Source organism: Burkholderia vietnamiensis LMG 10929, from assembly GCF_000959445.1.
Taxonomy (GTDB): domain Bacteria; phylum Pseudomonadota; class Gammaproteobacteria; order Burkholderiales; family Burkholderiaceae; genus Burkholderia; species Burkholderia vietnamiensis.
The window spans coordinates 1,341,061-1,356,773 of record NZ_CP009630.1; the positions used below are offsets into that span (position 1 = coordinate 1,341,061).

At 67.0% G+C, this 15,713-nt stretch carries 14 protein-coding genes; 3 read left to right on the top strand and 11 right to left on the bottom strand.

Going from position 1 to position 15,713, the window contains the following annotated elements:
- Positions 1–9 precede the first annotated feature (9 nt).
- Complete coding sequence (hpnI, locus tag AK36_RS05990; protein ID WP_014725045.1) at positions 10–1,164, top strand: bacteriohopanetetrol glucosamine biosynthesis glycosyltransferase HpnI; 1,155 nt, start codon at positions 10–12, stop codon at positions 1,162–1,164.
- 220 nt (positions 1,165–1,384) lie between these two features.
- Positions 1,385–2,359, top strand: a complete 975-nt coding sequence (locus AK36_RS05995) for a lysylphosphatidylglycerol synthase transmembrane domain-containing protein (protein WP_041494158.1) — start codon at positions 1,385–1,387, stop codon at positions 2,357–2,359.
- Between the two features lie 398 nt (positions 2,360–2,757).
- Here AK36_RS05995 and AK36_RS32650 read toward each other — a convergent pair whose 3' ends face one another.
- The 3 genes from AK36_RS32650 to AK36_RS06005 form a co-directional block, all read right to left on the bottom strand.
- Entirely contained in the window at positions 2,758–2,988 is a 231-nt protein-coding gene (locus AK36_RS32650; RefSeq protein ID WP_106919417.1) for a hypothetical protein, read from the bottom strand.
- A 415-nt stretch (positions 2,989–3,403) separates the two neighbouring features.
- Positions 3,404–4,165 carry a hypothetical protein gene (locus AK36_RS06000; RefSeq protein WP_011882013.1) on the bottom strand — a complete coding sequence of 254 codons (762 nt, stop codon included), beginning with the start codon at positions 4,163–4,165 and terminating at the stop codon, positions 3,404–3,406.
- 153 nt (positions 4,166–4,318) lie between these two features.
- Positions 4,319–5,098, bottom strand: a complete 780-nt coding sequence (locus AK36_RS06005) for an AraC family transcriptional regulator (protein ID WP_041494159.1) — start codon at positions 5,096–5,098, stop codon at positions 4,319–4,321.
- 142 nt (positions 5,099–5,240) lie between these two features.
- Between AK36_RS06005 and AK36_RS06010 the strand changes: the two genes are divergently transcribed.
- Positions 5,241–6,011 (top strand): alpha/beta fold hydrolase, encoded by a 771-nt coding sequence (locus tag AK36_RS06010; protein WP_045578087.1) that lies wholly within the window; start codon positions 5,241–5,243, stop codon positions 6,009–6,011.
- A 35-nt stretch (positions 6,012–6,046) separates the two neighbouring features.
- Here the strand turns inward: AK36_RS06010 and AK36_RS06015 are convergent, their stop codons facing one another.
- The 8 genes from AK36_RS06015 to AK36_RS06050 all read right to left on the bottom strand — a co-directional run bounded on the left by AK36_RS06015 (position 6,047) and on the right by AK36_RS06050 (position 15,535).
- Entirely contained in the window at positions 6,047–6,874 is an 828-nt protein-coding gene (locus AK36_RS06015; RefSeq protein ID WP_011882010.1) for a M55 family metallopeptidase, read from the bottom strand.
- A complete protein-coding gene (locus tag AK36_RS06020) occupies positions 6,871–7,971 on the bottom strand; it encodes a DmpA family aminopeptidase (RefSeq protein WP_045578088.1) in 1,101 nt (366 codons plus the stop codon). The genes AK36_RS06015 and AK36_RS06020 overlap by 4 nt, the downstream gene beginning before the upstream one ends.
- Entirely contained in the window at positions 7,971–8,864 is an 894-nt protein-coding gene (gsiD, locus tag AK36_RS06025; RefSeq protein ID WP_011882008.1) for a glutathione ABC transporter permease GsiD, read from the bottom strand. The genes AK36_RS06020 and gsiD overlap by 1 nt, the downstream gene beginning before the upstream one ends.
- Before the next feature lie 7 nt (positions 8,865–8,871).
- A complete protein-coding gene (gene gsiC, locus AK36_RS06030) occupies positions 8,872–9,792 on the bottom strand; it encodes a glutathione ABC transporter permease GsiC (protein ID WP_011882007.1) in 921 nt (306 codons plus the stop codon).
- Between the two features lie 76 nt (positions 9,793–9,868).
- Positions 9,869–11,431 (bottom strand): glutathione ABC transporter substrate-binding protein GsiB, encoded by a 1,563-nt coding sequence (gene gsiB, locus AK36_RS06035; RefSeq protein ID WP_011882006.1) that lies wholly within the window; start codon positions 11,429–11,431, stop codon positions 9,869–9,871.
- A 165-nt stretch (positions 11,432–11,596) separates the two neighbouring features.
- Positions 11,597–13,579 (bottom strand): dipeptide ABC transporter ATP-binding protein, encoded by a 1,983-nt coding sequence (locus AK36_RS06040; protein ID WP_045578089.1) that lies wholly within the window; start codon positions 13,577–13,579, stop codon positions 11,597–11,599.
- A 28-nt stretch (positions 13,580–13,607) separates the two neighbouring features.
- Positions 13,608–14,594, bottom strand: a complete 987-nt coding sequence (locus AK36_RS06045; RefSeq protein ID WP_045578090.1) for an isoaspartyl peptidase/L-asparaginase family protein — start codon at positions 14,592–14,594, stop codon at positions 13,608–13,610.
- On the bottom strand, positions 14,591–15,535 hold the full coding sequence (locus AK36_RS06050) for a MurR/RpiR family transcriptional regulator (protein WP_011882003.1): 945 nt from the start codon (positions 15,533–15,535) through the stop codon (positions 14,591–14,593). The genes AK36_RS06045 and AK36_RS06050 overlap by 4 nt, the downstream gene beginning before the upstream one ends.
- Positions 15,536–15,713 lie beyond the last annotated feature (178 nt).

Sequence of the window (15,713 nt, forward strand, 5' to 3'; positions counted from 1 at the left end):
GAAGGTACGATGCGGGCAGCCCATCTGCTGCTCGTTGCGCTGCTGGGTATCTCAGCTTCGGCGGCCGTAGGCGGCATCATTTATACGTTGCTGGCAAGCGTATTGATGTCGCGCTTTTTTGCGCGCCCGACTTCAGTTCCCTCCAGCTATCCGCCTGTCACGGTCGTCAAGCCGCTACACGGTAACGAGTGGAACCTGCTCGATAACCTGTCGAGCTTCTTTCAGCAGGATTATCCGGGCGACGTGCAGTATCTGTTCGGCGTGCACGATGCGGCTGACCCTGCGTTGGAGGCGGTCGAGATGCTGCGCACGCTCTACCCCGACGCGTACATCACGGTGGTAGCGGATGCCCGCCTGTACGGGCCGAACAGGAAGATCGCCAACATCGTGAACATGCTGACGCAGGCGGCCCATGATGTGATGATCTTTGCGGACAGCGACGTCAGTGTGAGCCCAGAGTATTTGCGCAGCGTCGTAGGCGAATTGCAAAAGCCGGGCGTGGGCCTCGTGAGCTGTATCTATCGTGGAAAGTCCGCGCCGGGGTTCTGGCCACGCCTGGCTGTCAATGCGATCAACTATCAGTTCGTTCCGGGCGTGGTGACCGGCCTGACACTGGGGCTGGCCAAACCCTGCATGGGACCGACCATCGCAATGCGCCGCGCGACGGTGGACAAGATCGGCGGTTTCGAACAGTTTGCGCATCACCTCGCCGAGGACCACGCGATCGGTCAGGCCGTGCGCAAGGCCGGCGAGCGCGTCGTGATTCCACCGTTCTTCATTTCCCACGCCTGTGCTGAAACGAGCGCCGCAAGCCTGATCTCGCACGAATTACGCTGGAGCCGCACGATTCGCTCCATCGATCCGGCGGGCCACCTGGGCTCTGCGCTGATGCATCCGTTTGCGTTCGCCACGCTGACCATCGTACTGTCGGGCGCCGCAAGCTGGTCGTGGTCGCTCGCCGCGATCGCCCTGCTGGCCCGCCTTTGGCTGAAGCTCCGGGCGGACCGGGCCTTGTGCCATCCCCATCGCGAGCTGTGGCTGCTGCCGATATGGGATATTGCGTTGTTCCTGATCTTCCTCGCGAGCTACAGTTCGACCCTGGTCACCTGGCGCGGCTTCACTTTTCACGTGGACCGGAACGGCATGCTACATTCAAAACGCTGAAAGCTGGTACGAGTGCGGCCGCCGGCCGTGCTATGCAGCGTCGCGCTTCGCACTCGGGGTAACGCCGCTGCTGCTGGAACGATCCTTACATCCGCATGCTTATTCATATTCTTCCGCTTACGTCGGCGCAGCGCACCTCGCGAACGCCAGGCCACGTTGCCCCGCGGCGAGTTCCGGGGCGGCTCCTTTGAGCAGGCCTTTCAAACGTAATACGGCGACGATGCTGGCTGTGCTTGGCGTTGGACTGGCCGTGGGGGCACCTTTCATAGTGGGCTCCCACCAGTCGCTTGCCTGGCTGCGGACCGTCTCGATGCAGATGTTCCTGGTGTTGGCGGCAAGCGCCGCTGCGAGCGCGCTCGGCAAGGCTGGCAAACAGCACCTGATACAAACGGCACTGGGCTTGCGTCTTCCTTTCGGACGCACATATGGGATCGCCCTCGTGACCGATTCTGCCTTTCTCGTCTCGCCCCTGGGGGCGGCAGGATATGGCGTCAATATCGGGTTGCTGCAGCGCGCTGGAGCCTCGTGGGCAACGGCCACGACGGTCGTCGGCGCCGACCAGGCGCTCGACCTGGCTTTCTTGGCCGTGGCGGTTCCAATCGCGATTGCGTTCGCTGTCGGTCCGCTGGCTCAGGTCGTGCCGAGGCCAAACGTGTCGATGGTCGTCGGAATGCTGGCAGGTGTCGCGATTCTTGTAGCGACGCTATGGGCGTGCCGCCGGAAAGTCGCGAGCGCGCTGGATGCTGCATGTGGCCGCATTCAGTGGCTCGGGAGCCAGCGAGCCCGGTGGGACGGGTTCCGCCAGAGTGTGCGCCGGCAAGCGGGGCTGCTCATGATGGGGCCTCGCCACCGGTTTGCCGGCTTGCTCGTCTTCACTACGCTGCAATGGCTGCCGCGCTATGGCGTCCTGTGGTTCGTGCTGCTCGAACTCGGCTACCAGTTGCCATTCGGATTCGTTGTGGCGGTGCAGGCCGTGGTCCTGCATGCGGCGCTTTGGACCGGGATACCGGCCGGCGGTGCCGCCGGCGACTTGGCGCTTGCGGCAGCATTTGCAAACTGGATTCCGCAAGATGCCATGGCGTCGGCTCTGGTTCTTTGGCGCTTCGCGACGCTTTATTTCCCGCTGATCCTCGGTGCCGCGGCCTTCTTTGCTTTTGCCTGGCGGCGGGGTTCGGTAAGGCCGACTACGGAATAAGGACCTCGGAAATCATTGAGGCATGCTGCCGCACGTCTTTCCGATCCGGACCGAAAACGCTGCGCGTTCAGCATGATCGGGCGATTCCGAATGTTGAAGCGCGCAGCAGCTTGCCGATCAGACGCGCCTTCGCGCTCCATCAGATCCGGCACGGATTGCTCGAACGGCGGGCTTTAGTCCTCGTCCGGACGCTCGCTACCTGCTTACCCGCTGCCCGTAGCGCCGGGTAGCGCAGCCATGTACTTCGCCATGGAAAACACCCCAAAGGTCGGATCGGAGCCAACTTCTGGGGTGCAGTGTGCGGGCTTAGCGCACGTCAGCGAAGACGTGCGAAGGACGCGTCCAGGCCGCGAGAAACCTCATGCCGAGGAACGCGGTTGCTGAAACGAATCGCGCGCTCAGGCCTTGACGTTGATGATCGTCCCGACTTGCTGGCCGCTGCTGTTCACGCTCGGCGCCGGCTGCGCAGCTGCTGCCTGGACCGCCTTTGCGCCCGCATCGTCGCCGTCACCGTCGACATCGGGACCGACTTCGCGGGCTTCCGACGACGTCATGCCGCGTTGTGCCGTTTGCGCAGTCTGAATCGGGAGTTGGAGTTGTTGGTTACCGCCAACAGAAGAAACGCTCATGTACATCTCCTAGAGGTTGCGAGCATACGTATGCTGCTCACCTCGGTTAACGGTCGTCGAGCGCGAAGGGAATAGGCGGATATATGGAACGCAGTATTGTGCTGGGCAGATAGCGCGCGAAATATTGATGCAATAAAGCCCGCACTCTGCGGGCGACGAGAACTGGCCGATTGCGGTCGCGGTCTCGAAACGTAATCTTGCGCCAACTGTTGGCCGAGGCTCCGGCATGGCCCGCATGACCTTCGGTTCCGGGAATGCGAATTCATCCCGTCGATGCAGCGAATGGATAAGACCGCTGCGCCGGCGTATCGAAGGCGCCACCATCCTCTGCGGGCATTGGCCACCACACCGCGCGTTCCATGAGCCGCGCCTATTTGCACCCTCGTCGCCCGCGGCCCCCTCCTGACGCTATCCGCTAACGCGGAATCGAATCGAGCAACTTGTTGAACGGATCGACCTGCGCCATCAGACCTTCGTCGAGCCCATCGATCGCACGTCGGAGATCGCTGTCCAGCGCATCGATCGACGAATAGCTGTACGGGTCGCCAGACTGTTTCCAGTTGACGTGTTGTCGGAGAATCGCATCGTATGTGTCGCTCTGGAACATGACGATGTCGCCGATCACCCGGCGTGTGAAACCGTGAAAACCGCCGGGCGTGACATAACCGGTGCCGACGCGCAGGAACAAGACCGCATCGCTACCCTGATAGGGCGAGCCGCTTGCCTGCCACATGCGGTGTGCGTCCGGTTTGAGCGTCGGCAAGCCCGGCGCCGATGCATCGACCTCCTGCACCGTGAAGCCATGATTTCGCAGGACCGTTTCGATACTGTCGGTGAAGCGCCGGTTAAGCCCCGTATCGCCGAATCTGGCGGTGACGAGATCATTGAGGGATGTCGGCGAATCGTTGTCGTGCTTGCCGAGCCCGACGCCGACGGCCCCTGCGACAGCCCCCATGGCGAGCGCGCCCACTACGCCGACACCTGGAATCGGAACCGGAATATGAATCGGGCCGGACGGCCCCACCGTGATGTACACGGCCTTGCCTGGATAGACGACCGTCACAGTCTTGACCGCACTCACTCTTTCAGCATTGACTTCGGAGGTCGTATCGCGCGCATGGCCCGCGATCGAAATCAACAGCATCAAAGCGGCGAAACCGGTTTTTTTCAGCAACATGTCCGTCTAATCTCCACGCGTATTCATCGGCCAAACATCTACTGGACCCACGCGTTAACGGATTCGCGACACAAAGCTTGAGCAACAGACGGACAAGCGCAAGTGCGCTACGGCAATTACCGGCCCCCACATTTCTGCAATTGCTGCCACTCCCTACCGCCGCACCTCCACATACCGACTCGGCGTCTCGCCCAGAATCCGCCGAAACGCGGACGTAAACGCGCTCGCGCTCGCATATCCGAGGTCGAACGCGACACGCGTGACCGGCTGTCCGTCGCTCAGCCGCGCGATCGCCGCGAGCATGCACACCTGCTGACGCCACGCCGCGAAGCTCACGCCGGTCTGCGCGCGGAACAGTCGCGTGAAGGTGCGCCGGCTCACGCCCGCATCGGTCGCCACCTGGTCGAGATCGGCCGAGATCGACGGCGACTCCAACAAATGCCGGCAGATCTTCGCGAGCCGCGCGTCGGCCGGCAGCGGCGCGTGCAGCGACAGCTGCGGCATCGTCGCGATTTCCGCGACGAGCAGCGCCATCAGCTTGCCCGGCCGGCCCTCGACGTCGTACATCGGCGGCAGATCGATCGCGTCGTCGAGCAGTTGCCGCAACAGCGACGACACGCCGTACACGCCGCACCGGTCCGGCAAGCCGACGGACTGCGCCGCATCGGGCGACACGAACGCGTTCAGCATCGTGACCGGCCCGGTCATCGTCATCTCGTGCCGCACGCCGGCCGGTACCCAGCACCCGCGCTGCGGCGGCACCAGCCAGCGCCCGTGCGGCGTCGACACGCTGATCGTGCCGCGCGACGCGAACGCGAACTGCCCGCGCGCATGTGCGTGCTCACGGAAAGTCGTGCCCGCCGCGTAGTCGTTGGCAGTGACCACCACGCTCCGCGGGATATGTTCGTAAGGGTCCAGCAGCGTATTTCTCACGGCCCGAATTCCATCGTCAATGACCCGATATCGAAGGCGGGTCACCTTCGATCGATCTACGATCCGCTCCACGCCTGCGCGACCGCACGGCCGCGCAACCCGACGGCCGAACCGGCCGGATAGCGACTTCATCGGAGCGAACATGCCCAATACGTTTCATCGCGTGGGGGACGGCCCCCACCCTGTTCTCGTGCTGCACGGCTGGTTCGGCGACGCACATGCGTTCGAGCCCGTCGAACCGTGGCTGTCGCGCGAGCGCTTCACCTATGTCTTCATGGACTACCGCGGCTACGGCCGCATGCGCAATGCGCACGGCGCGTATTCGATCGCCGAAATCGCCGCCGACACGCTCGCGCTCGCCGACACACTCGGCTGGCGCACCTTCAGCCTCGTCGGCCACTCGATGGGCGGCATGGCGATCGAGAAGGTTGCCGCCATCGCGCCCGAACGCGTACGCGCGCTGGTGCCGATCGCGCCGGTCCCGTGCGGCGGCCTGCCGTTCGACGCGGCGCGTCACGCGCTATTCGAACGCGCGGCCGACAGCATCGCCGCGCGCCGGACCATCATCGAGCGCAGCACCGGCAGCCGCCTGCCCGCCGCCTGGGTCGAGTGGAAAGCCGCGTATTCTGCATCCCGCTCGTCGCCGACGGCGTTCGGCGCGTACTTCCGCGCCTGGGCCGACACGGATTTCAGCGACGAAATTGCAGGCCGTCATCCGGTCAAGGTGCTGATCGGCGAACACGACCCGGCGTTCGACGCCGCGCTGATGGCGCGCACCTATCTGCGCCGCTACCCGCGCGCAAGCGTCGACGTGCTGCGCAATGCCGGCCATTACCCGATGAACGAAACGCCGCTCGCGCTCGTCGCCGCGATGGAACGCTTTCTCGACGATGCAGCGACCGCGCCCGCCTGATGCGCCGCCGCTGCGCGGCATCGGCTCGGCACGCATCACCGCAGCATGAACGACATGGCCGACAGGCTGTTCAGCGTGCGCACGACGTGCTCGACCGACGGCGCGTCGAAGCGCAGCGTCACCGCATCGACCCGCTCGAGCGACGGCAGCACGCAGAACAGATCGGCGAGCGCGGCGCTCTGCACGCGCACCGTACACGCGGCCGGGGCAGTCCGATGCGCATCCGCGTGCCAGCCGGACGCAAGCGCATGCTCGACGGTTTCGCGTGCCGCGACCGCAATGCGCCCGCACGCTGCGGCGGGCGTCAGCGTGTCGCCGCTCGATGCGCCGCCGGCCGTCTTGAGCACCTCGAAACGCGCGTCCGGAAACAGCGGCCGCGTTTCGTCGACGAACACGTCGTCGCCGGACGCCAGCGCGACGTGCGCGCCGTATTCGCGCGCGAGCGCGCCATACAGCCCCGCTTCGCCGAGCTCGACGCCGTTCACCCAGACCTGCGCGAACGCGAAGCTGTTGATCGTGTGCGCCAGCACGCCGCGCGTCTGCGATTTCGAGTGAAAGCCGATCATGAACACGAGATCGGGCCGCTGCTCGAGGCCCGCCATCATCCCCAGCGTGCGCGGCTTGCCGAGCACGACGCGCGCGCGTGCATCGAGCCCGTCCGGCAGCAGGTTGCGGTATCCGCCATGCGAATCGTTGACCCACACGGCCTGCGCGCCGCCGGCAAATGCGCCTTCGATCGCCGCATTCGCCTCGCCGGTCATCCAGCGGCGCGCGCGTTCGTATTCCGGATTGCCGGCGCGGGTCTGCTCGACGGCGAATACGCCGGCCACACCTTCGATATCGGTTGAAATCAGAATTTTCATGAGCGGGTAGGAAGTCCGTCGTCTTGGCCGCCGAACAGGCGGTCGAGGTCGTTCACCGCATCGCGCAGCGACTGCCGCACGTGGCCGTCGCGGCCGGTCACCGTCACGGCCTGCAGCAACGCGTCGACGATCGCGTGCTCGACGCTTTCGGCCGCGGCCATGAACAGCGGATCGAGTGCCGCGTCGGCGACGAGCGCCGGCAGCGACACGGTCGACGCATCGTGCGCGATCGTGTACGCAGTGGAAAACGCCAGCGCGAGGTCGCCGCTGCCGTGCCCGTAGACCGAACCGGTCCGAGCGAGGCCTGCGCCCGCGCGACGGGCGAGCCGTGACAGCTGGCGCGCGTCGAGCGGCGCATCGGTCGCGAGCAGCACGATGATCGAGCCCTGCTCGGGCGCCGTCGCGTCGGTTGCCTGCGCGCGCGATACGCACGATACGGCGCGCCGCTGCGCGACGATGCGCCCGACCGGCACGCCGGCGAGCGTCAGCATCGGCAGCCGGCCGAAGTTCGCGAGCACGAGCGCGCCGACCGTATATGGCCTGCCGGCCGCGACCGTCACGCGCGACGCGGAGCCGATGCCGCCCTTCAGGTCGAAGCACGACATGCCGCGCCCCGCCCCCACCGCGCCGCGCGCGAAGTCGCGCGACGCGCTGAGGCACGCTGCGTCGTAATGCGCGGCCGTCACCGCGAACGCCTGGATGTCGTTCAGATAGCCGTCGTTGCATTCGAACACGAGCGGGTTGACGGTCGGCCAGTCGCGGCCGATCTGCGGGTTCTGCGCGATCGCCGCGCGAATCTGCGCGTTGGCGAGCACGCCGACGCCGAACGTGTTGGTCAGCGCGATCGGCGTCTCGAGCGTGCCGAGCTCGTCGACCTGCACGAGCCCGACGCTCTTGCCGAAGCCGTTGATCACCGCAGCGCCCGCCGGCACCTTGCTGCGATACAGGTCGCCCGCGTGCGGCTTCACGACGGTGACGCCCGTCTGCACGTCGCCGGCCGCGAGCGTCGCGTGGCCGACGGTCACGCCCGGTACGTCGGCGAGCGTGCCGCGCGGGCCGGCCGGCAGCGTCGCCGACCACATCGGTACGCCAGCCATCAGCGGCGCTCCAGCTTCGGGTCGAGTGCGTCGCGCAGCCCGTCGCCGAGCAGGTTGAACGCGAGCACGGTCAGGAAGATCGCGAGGCTCGGGAAGATCGCGACGTGCGGCGCGCTCACCATGTCGGCGCGCGCCTCGTTGAGCATCGCGCCCCACTCGGGCGTCGGCGGCTGCGCGCCGAGGCCCAGGAACGACAGGCTCGCGGCCGTGATGATCGACGTGCCGATCCGCATCGTGAAGTAGACGACCACCGACGACACGGTGCCCGGCAGGATGTGCCGCATGATGATGGTCCAGTCGGACGCACCGATGCTGCGCGCCGCTTCGACGTAGGTCATGTGCTTGAGCATCAGCGTGTTGCCGCGCACGAGCCGCGCGAACGCCGGGATGCTGAAGATCGCGACCGCGCAGATCACGTTGACCATCCCGTTGCCGAGGATCGCGACCACGCCGATCGCGAGCAGGATGCCCGGAAACGCGAACAGCACGTCGGCCACGCGCATCGTGATGCGGTCCCACCAGCCTTCGTAGTAGCCGGCGAGCAGCCCGAACAACGTGCCGACGAGCGCGCCGAGCGCGACCGAGAAGAACCCGGCCGCGAGCGAGATGCGCGTGCCGGCGACGATCCGGCTGAAGATGTCGCGGCCGAGCGAATCGACGCCGAACCAGTGCACGGCCGACGGCCCGGCGTTCAGCGCGTCGTAGTCGAAATAGTTCTCCGGATCGAACGGCACGATATGCGGGCCGACGAATGCGAGCACGACGAGCGCGAGCACGAAGCCGCCGGCCACCAGCGCGACGGTCTGCTTGCGGAACTTGCGCCAGAATTCGCGCCACGGCGTGCGGATCGCGGTCGATGCGGCCGTCGCCGCCGGCTGGACAGTCGCGTTCATGCGCGCCTCACTTGAACCGGATGGTCGGGTTGATGACCGCGTACAGCACGTCGACGGTCAGATTGATCAGGATGAACTCGAGCGAGAACAGCAGCACGATGGCCTGGATCACCGGGTAGTCGCGCATCGTCACCGCATCGACCAGCAGGCGCCCGAGCCCCGGCCAGTTGAACACGGCCTCGACGACGATCGAGCCGCCGAGCAGGAAGCCGAACTGCAGCCCCATCATCGTGACGACCGGGATCATCGCGTTGCGCAGGCAGTGCTTGAGCACCACCATCGGCTCGTGCACGCCCTTCGCGCGCGCGGTGCGCACGAAGTCCTCGTTGAGCACCTCGACGAACGACGCGCGCGTGAAGCGCGCCATCACGGCCGCGACCGCCGCGCCGAGCGTCAGCGACGGCAGCACGTAGCTCTTCCACGTGCCGTCCGGCACGACCGGCAGCCAGCCGAGCTTCACCGAGAAGATCTCCATCAGCAGCATCCCGAGCGCGAACGCCGGAAACGAGATGCCCGACACCGCGATCGTCATCCCGAGACGATCGGGCCAGCGGTTGCGCCACACGGCGGACGCGATCCCGATCGCCATGCCGAACGCGGTCGCCCACACCATGCTGACGAGCGTCAGCAGCAGCGTCGGCATGAAGCGCTCGCCGATCTCGGTCGACACCGGCCGCTTGCTGCGCGTCGACGTGCCGAAATCGCCGTGCGCGATCTTCACGAAGAAGTTCGCGAACTGCGCGGGCAGCGGCCGGTCGAGCCCGAGATCGGCGCGCACCAGCGCGACCGTCGCGTCGTCGGCTTCGGGGCCGGCCGCGAGCCGCGCGGGGTCGCCCGGCAGCAGGTGCACGAACAGAAACACCAGCACCGCGACGAGCGCGAGCGTGGGCAGCAGGCCGAATAGGCGTTTGACGAGAAAATTCAGCATGGGGCACCGATCGAATCAGCGCGCGGGCAGCGCGGGCAACGTGCGCCACCCGCGCCGCGCGGCAGGCGAAGCGCCGTCATTTCACCGAGATTTCGTCGAAGTTGAACGAGCCGTCCGGCATCACGTAGATGCCGTGCAGCCGCTTGCTGCGCGCGTACACGATCTTCTCCTGCACGAGGAAGATCCACGGCGCATCGGCCCACACCTGCTTCTGCGCGTCGGCGTACAGCGTGGCTTTCTTCGCGTTGTCGGTCGTCTCGAGCGCCTTCGAGAGATCGTCGTCGACCGCCGCGTTCTTGTAGTACGCGGTGTTGTAGAGCTTCGGCGGCGCGGAGGTGGACGCGAGCAGCGGCGACAGCGCCCAGTTCGCCTCGCCGGTCGACGCCGACCAGCCGCTGTAGTACATCCGCACCGGCGCCGTCGCCGGGTCCTGCGCGCTCTCGACCTTCGCGACCCGCTCGCCGGCCTCGAGCGCCTGCACCTGCACCTTCACGCCGACCTGCGCCAACTGCTGCTGGACGAACTGGATCAGCTTCTGCGCGGTCGAGTGGTTGTACGCGGACCACAGCGTCGACTCGAAGCCGTTCGGATAGCCGGCCTCCTTCAGCAGCGCGCGCGCCTTGGCCGGATCGTACGGCCACGGCCCGAGCTTGGTCGCGTATTCGACGCCGACCGGCGCGACGCCCGTCTGCGGCGTCGCATAGCCGGCGAACACGACCTTCGCGAGCGCTTCCTTGTTGACCGCGTAGTTCAGCGCTTCGCGCACCTTCGGATTGTCGAACGGCTTCTTCTGCGTGTTCAGCGAGATGTAGCGCTGGATGATGGACGGACGCTCGATCAGGTCGACCTTCGGGTTGTTCTTCAGGTCGGCGGCCTGCTCGAACGGGATCGTGAACGCGAAGTCGGCCTCGCCGGTCTTGAGCAGCGCCGCGCGCGTGTTGTTGTCGACCACCGGCTTCCAGTCGATCGAGTCGATCTTCGGATAACCCTTCTTCCAGTAGCCGGCGAACTTCTTCACCTTCATGTCGTCGGTCTGCTTCCACTCGACGAACTCGAACGGCCCGGTGCCGACCGGATGCAGCGACACGTCGCGCCCCCACTTCTTCAGCGCGGCCGGCGAGATCATCACCGCCGACGGGTGCGCGAGCGTGTTGATGAACGCGGAGAACGGCTCGCGCAGCGTGAAGCGCACGGTCAGCGGATCGACCACCTCGGTCTTCTCGATCACGCGGAACAGCCCGTAGCGCTTCAGCTTGTTGGCCGGGTCGGTCACGCGGTCGAAGTTCGCCTTGACCGCGGCCGCGTTGAAGTCGGTGCCGTCGTGAAACTTCACGCCCGAGCGCAGCTTGACCGTGTAGGTCTTCGCATCGGGGCTCGCCTCATAGCCGGTCGCGAGCACGTTGACGAGCTTCATGTCCTTGTCGAAACCGAACAGCCCTTCGTAGAACGACTTGACGACCGCTTGCGACACGGTGTCGTTCGCGTCGTAGGGGTCCATCGTCGTGAACGTCGAGTACACCGCGACCACCACGTTCTGCTGCGCGAAGGCCGGCACGGCGGCCGTCAGCGCGAACGCGCCGGCGAGCGCGACGAAGGATGCGCGCGGACGAAACATCGGAAACGGATGCGGCTGGTTCATGTTGCTGGGCTCCTTTACGTTCCTCTACGTGGATCGACGACGCCCAACGGGCGTTTCGGTTTCGACTTCCTGCTGCGTGACGCGCATCGGATGCGCTGCCGGGGCGACCCCGAACCGTGGGCCCGCGGGCACTCGATTCAAATCCGGTTCGACGGGACATCCCGGCTAATACGCGCCGCCGACGCGATGCGCCGCGACGTAATGATCGGGGCCGACCGCGACGAGCGGCGCGACGACGGGCTCGTCGCCGATCGCGCGGATCGGGCTCGGCATCTCGTCGGCGGCCAGCTGGCGCGGCGCATGCCGGCGCGCGGGATCGGCCACCGGCACCGCGTTCATCAGCTTCCTGGTGTACGGATGTTGCGGCGCCTCGAACACCGCGCGGCGCGGGCCGATCTCGACGATCTGGCCGAGGTACATCACCGCGACGCGATGGCTGATGCGCTCGACGACGGCCATGTCGTGCGAGATGAACAGGTAGGCGACGCCGAGTTCGCGTTGCAGGTCGAGCATCAGGTTCACGATCTGCGCCTGCACCGACACGTCGAGCGCGGACACCGATTCGTCGGCGATCACGACCTTCGGGTTCAGCGCGAGCGCGCGTGCGATCGCGATCCGCTGACGCTGGCCGCCCGAGAATTCGTGCGGATAGCGACGGGCGGCGTCGGGCGGCAGGCCGACCTTGTCGAGCAGCCAGTCGACGCGCGCCTGCGCGTCGCGGCCGCTCGACACGCGGTGCACCAGCAGCGGCTCCATGATCGAGAAGCCGACCGTGAGCCGCGGATTGAGCGAGGCGAACGGGTCCTGGAAGATGAACTGGATGTTCCGGCGCAGCGCCTGCAGGTCATGGCCCTTCAGCGCGCTGATGTCGCGGCCGTCGAATTCGATCGAGCCGCTCTGCGATTCGACGAGGCGCAACAGCGAACGGCCGGTGGTCGACTTGCCGCAGCCCGATTCGCCGACGAGCGCGAGCGTCTCGCCCGCGTGCAGATCGAAGCTCACGCGCTCGACCGCATGCACGTACTGCAATACGCGGCCGAACACGCCGCTCTTCACCGGAAACCGCGTGACGAGATCGCGCACGCGCAGGATCGGCGACGCGGCGCGATCGATCGAGGCGTGTGCGCTAAGGTCGGTGGCGGGTTGGGGGGCGTCGACGGGGTTCAGTGCGTTGGGTGTACTGGCTGCGCTGGTTTTGTTGGCTACATTGGCCGTTGCGGCCGCATCCTCCGCCGACACGGTCGCGCGCGTCCCATCCACGCTCAACAACGGGAATTTCTCCGGCGTATCGGTGCCCTGCATCGAGCCGAGCCGCGGCACGGCCGCGAGCAGCGCACGCGTGTAGCGATGCGCTGGCGTCGCGAAAATGCGCTCCGACGCGCCCTCCTCGACCTTCTCGCCGCGATACATCACGAGCACGCGATCGGCCACTTCGGCGACCACGCCCATGTCGTGCGTGATGAAGATCACGCCCATCTTCATTTCGTCCTGCAGCCCGCGGATCAATTGCAGGATCTGCGCCTGAATCGTCACGTCGAGCGCGGTGGTCGGCTCGTCGGCGATCAGCAGCGCGGGCCGGCACGACAGCGCCATCGCGATCATCACGCGCTGGCGCATCCCGCCGGACAACTGGTGCGGATAGCGCGCGAACACGCGGCGCGCCTCGGGAATCCGCACGAGATCGAGCAGGCGCAGCGTCTCCGCGCGCGCTTCCGACGCGCCCTTCGACTGGTGCAGCGCAATCGCCTCGCTGATCTGGTCGCCGACGGTAAACACCGGGTTCAGCGAGGTCATCGGCTCCTGGAAGATCATCGCGATGTCCGCGCCGCGGATGCCGCGCATGGCCGCCGCGCTCGCCGCGGCCAGATCGACGAGCGCGCCGCCGCGACGCCGCAACACCATCCGGCCGCTCGTGATCTCGCCGCCGCCGTGCTCGACGAGCCGCATCAGCGCGAGCGACGTGACCGATTTGCCTGAGCCCGATTCACCGACGATCGCGAGCGTCTCGCCGCGATCGACGTGAAACGACACGTCGCGCACGGCGTCGAACGTCGCGTTCTCCCGGCGGAACGTCACCGACAGGCCGTCGACGGCGACCACGCGCTGCTCCGGCAGCACCAGCGCGGACGGGGTTCGGCTCGAAGTCATCGCGAAGGTCTCCTGGTTCGATCGGCAATCACGCCGCGTCGTCGCGGTAGATGCCGACCACGGGCGCCGCGCCGACACGCGCGTAGCCGCGATACATGCCTTCCGTGTTGAACGGCATCGCGACGTTGCCGTGCGCATCGACGGCGATGATCCCGCCGCGGCCGGCCAGGCGCGGCAGCTTGTTCATCACGACGTCGTGCGCGGCATCGGCGAGCGACGCGCCGCGATACGCGATCTGCGCGGCCACGTCGTGTGCGGTCGCGAGCCGGATGAACATCTCGCCGGTGCCGGTCGCGGACACCGCGCAGGTCGCATCGTCCGCGTAGCAGCCGGCGCCGATGATCGGCGAATCGCCGACGCGGCCGGGCTGCTTGTTCGTGATGCCGCCCGTCGACGTCGCCGCCGCGACATGGCCGTGCACGTCGCACGCAACCGCACCGACCGTGCCGTGCTTGCGGTCGGGGTCGAGCGGTTCAGGCGGCTGGCCGGCGCCGAATGAGAAAGTCGCCGCGTCGTGGTCGAGCATCGCGCCGGCCGCCGCGCGCGCCCGCAGCCATTGCGCATGACGCGCTTCGGTGTCGAAGTAGCCGGGTTCGACGAGTTCGAGCCCCTGCGCGGCCGCGAATGCATCGGCGCCCGCGCCGGCGAACAGCACGTGCTCGCTCGCTTCCATCACGCGCCGCGCGGCCAGCACCGGATTGCGCACGCGGGTCGCGCAGCAGATCGCGCCGGCCGCGAGCGTCGCGCCGTCCATCACGGCGGCGTCGAGTTCGTGCTTGCCTTCGGCCGTATAGACGGCGCCGCGCCCCGCGTTGAACAACGGGCAGTCTTCGAGCATCCGCACCGCGACGGTCACCGCGTCGAGCGCGCTGCCGCCGCTGGCGAGCACGCGTTGCGCGGCTTGCAGGATCGCGTCGAGCTCGGCGCGGTAACGGCGTTCGGTATCGCTGTCCATCGCGTCGCGCAGGATCGTGCCTGCGCCGCCGTGAATCGCGACGATCGCGCGTGAAGTCATGTCTTGTTCCGATCGGTGGAAGATGGGCTCGGCGCCGACGGCGCGGCTTGCGGCTGGAGCAGCCACGGCAACAGGAATTCGGTCATCTCGGCCGCGGACTTCGCCGAGCGATGCGTGCGCAGCGCGACCGCGTCGATCAGCGCTTCGATCATCGTCAACACGGCCGCTTCCGAGGTGGCCGCGAAGCGCCGCTCGGCCTTCACGTAGAGATTCAGCGAGGCGACCGGGGCCAACGGCGAGCCAGGGCCGTCGGAAATGCCGAGCACGCGTGCGCCACGCGCGGCCGCGCGGCGTGCGAGCTCGACCGTGTCCTTCACGTAGCGCGGCAACGCGAGCGCGATCACGAGATCGCGCGAATCGGCCGTGTACAGGCGCCGCGCCGCATGCGTAGGGCCGCCGAGCAGCGCGAGCGACTGCACGTTGTCATGACACACCGACAGGCCGTGCTCCATCAGTCCGGCCAGGAACGCGCTGGAGCCGGCGCCCAGAATCAGCACGCGCCGCGCGCCGACGATCGCCTCGACCGCCGCCTCGACGTCGGCCGCATCCAGTTGCGTGCGCGTGTTCTCGATGTTGGCGACGGCCTGATCGAACACCGCGTCGATCCACGCCGCGCCGCGCACGCCCTGCTCCTGTTCCTGCGCGGAGCGCAGCCGCTCGACCGGGCCGAGCGTCGCCTCGAAGCCGCGCACGAGCGCCGCGCGCATCGCCGGATAGCCGTCGAAGCCGAGCGCTCTCGCGAAGCGGTTCGCGGTCGCGATGGACGCGTTCACCGCTTGCGCGAGTTCGTCGATGCGCATCGTCGCTGCGCGAAACGGATTCGCGAGCACGTATTCGCCCATCCGGCGGTGGATCGGCGTCATCCTCGGCATGGCCGACGCGATGCGCTCCGCGATCGCGGACTCGTCGTGATTTGCTTCGGGCGGAACGAGTGGCGTCATGAATGCTGACTGGAAGGTGGATGAAAATCAATTTACACAATCCACCGGCAGGAAAAAAATAAATTTTCAGCGGCGGTGTCACGTGCTCGTCGCGTTTAGTACGACGGATCGGTTTTGCGGCGGAGGGTGGGCGGCGGCGCGCCAGCGTGCGCGCGGGCGTAGAGCGTTCGGCCGGTGC

Excerpts from the sequence above, each read along its gene's own strand:
- hpnI (WP_014725045.1), top strand. The coding sequence starts at position 10 with ATGCGGGCAGCCCATCTGCTGCTCGTTGCGCTGCTGGGTATCTCAGCT.
- AK36_RS05995 (WP_041494158.1), top strand. The coding sequence starts at position 1,385 with ATGCTGGCTGTGCTTGGCGTTGGACTGGCCGTGGGGGCACCTTTCATA.
- AK36_RS32650 (WP_106919417.1), bottom strand. The coding sequence starts at position 2,988 with ATGAGCGTTTCTTCTGTTGGCGGTAACCAACAACTCCAACTCCCGATT.
- AK36_RS06000 (WP_011882013.1), bottom strand. The coding sequence starts at position 4,165 with ATGTTGCTGAAAAAAACCGGTTTCGCCGCTTTGATGCTGTTGATTTCG.
- AK36_RS06010 (WP_045578087.1), top strand. The coding sequence starts at position 5,241 with ATGCCCAATACGTTTCATCGCGTGGGGGACGGCCCCCACCCTGTTCTC.
- AK36_RS06015 (WP_011882010.1), bottom strand. The coding sequence starts at position 6,874 with ATGAAAATTCTGATTTCAACCGATATCGAAGGTGTGGCCGGCGTATTC.
- AK36_RS06020 (WP_045578088.1), bottom strand. The coding sequence starts at position 7,971 with ATGGCTGGCGTACCGATGTGGTCGGCGACGCTGCCGGCCGGCCCGCGC.
- gsiD (WP_011882008.1), bottom strand. The coding sequence starts at position 8,864 with ATGAACGCGACTGTCCAGCCGGCGGCGACGGCCGCATCGACCGCGATC.
- gsiC (WP_011882007.1), bottom strand. The coding sequence starts at position 9,792 with ATGCTGAATTTTCTCGTCAAACGCCTATTCGGCCTGCTGCCCACGCTC.
- gsiB (WP_011882006.1), bottom strand. The coding sequence starts at position 11,431 with ATGAACCAGCCGCATCCGTTTCCGATGTTTCGTCCGCGCGCATCCTTC.
- AK36_RS06040 (WP_045578089.1), bottom strand. The coding sequence starts at position 13,579 with ATGACTTCGAGCCGAACCCCGTCCGCGCTGGTGCTGCCGGAGCAGCGC.
- AK36_RS06045 (WP_045578090.1), bottom strand. The coding sequence starts at position 14,594 with ATGACTTCACGCGCGATCGTCGCGATTCACGGCGGCGCAGGCACGATC.
- AK36_RS06050 (WP_011882003.1), bottom strand. The coding sequence starts at position 15,535 with ATGACGCCACTCGTTCCGCCCGAAGCAAATCACGACGAGTCCGCGATC.